The 1,445-nt window shown below is 31.2% G+C and carries 1 protein-coding gene; it reads right to left on the reverse strand.

The genetic code is table 11. From position 1 onward, the window contains the following. Nucleotides 1–1,186 (reverse strand): AAA family ATPase (locus tag C4E06_RS10745; protein WP_107668051.1); only part of this gene is annotated, 1,186 nt, incomplete at its 3' end. Nucleotides 1,187–1,445 lie beyond the last annotated feature (259 nt).

Here is a 1,445-nt window from a genome sequence, read left to right on the forward strand (position 1 = left end):
CATCAAATCTACCTTTACGGAGAAATTCAGGGGGAAACTTAGAAATATCATTCGCAGTTGCTACGACAAAAACCGTATTTTCTTTTTCTTGTAACCAGGTTAAAAAGCTACCAAATAATCTTTTTGTTACGCCACCATCTCCCTCAGTTCCACCAATTCCTGCAAAGGCTTTTTCGATTTCATCTATGTAAAGAATACAGGGACTAACCGCTTCAGCTATTTTAATGGCTTGTCTAAAATTTGCTTCACTTTCTCCTACATATTTACCTAATAATTTACCAATATCTAACCGTAATAAAGGAACTTCAAACAGTCTAGAAGTGGCTTTTGCGACTAAACTTTTACCACATCCAGGCATTCCTACCAGCATGATTCCTTTGGGAATATCTACCCCATATTCTCTGGCTTTATCTAATTGTTTAAATATTTTTGCTTTCTTCTTAAGCCAAGATTTAAGGTTATTTAATCCGCCAATAGCGTCTATGGTTTCTTTAAAATTAACAATCTCTAAACTGCCAGTTTTTTTGATAATTTGTTCTTTTTCTTGGATAATAAGTTTTTTTTCACTGATATCAATAGAACCTCCATTATCATAAGCTAAGTATAATATTTGTTTGATTTCAAATTCACTCAATCCTTTACAAGATAATGCTAATTCTTCAACTACATCTTTCTCTATGGTAAATTCCCATTCTTGAGCAAATTTTTGTATAATTTGTTCAATTTGAACTTGTTGAAGCAAGGGAAAATCAAAGACGGTAATTAATTTTTCTAGTTCCGTAGGGATCACTAATTTACTCGCAACAATAAAAATTGTGGTTACAAAATCTTCTTGTTTTGGATTTAATGTCTTCAAAGCGATAGCTTTAAGTAAAGCAATTATTTTCGGATCTTCTAAATGGAAATGAATATCTTTAAGGACTAAAAAGTTTTCTTCTTCTGTTTCATAAAAAGGGGTTAAAAAAGTGGCTAAGTCTTTTGTTTGATTATAATCTTGACGATTTTTCCATTGAAAATCAACATACCCAAACGCATCATTATATTCGTAGATTTCTGGTGTATCTGGAAAAACCTCTGCAACTTCTTGAATGAGAGCATCTACGGCACTAAAATCAAAATGATTGATATAAATAATGGGTCTTAAAGCATTGACATAAGAAGCTAGTTTTTCTTTAGTTTTGTTCATTGTCTTAGAATTTAGGGGATTTTTGAGATGATTAATTGTTTTAGTAGTATTTAGTTATTATTTCGATAATTTTTTACATTTGGTATAATCCCTGATCTCTTTTTAGTATGCTCTTAATTCATTGAATTTAGTATGATCAGTAATCGTCTTTTAGTATTCTTTTAACTTATCGCAAATAAAACCATGATAAAAGTAAGCTTCACCATAGTCAGAATTTAGTTCAATGGCTTTAGTAAAATCAGCACGTGCCTTCGGGTTT

It is taken from the genome of Cyanothece sp. BG0011, assembly GCF_003013815.1.
Taxonomy (GTDB): Bacteria; Cyanobacteriota; Cyanobacteriia; order Cyanobacteriales; family Microcystaceae; genus Crocosphaera.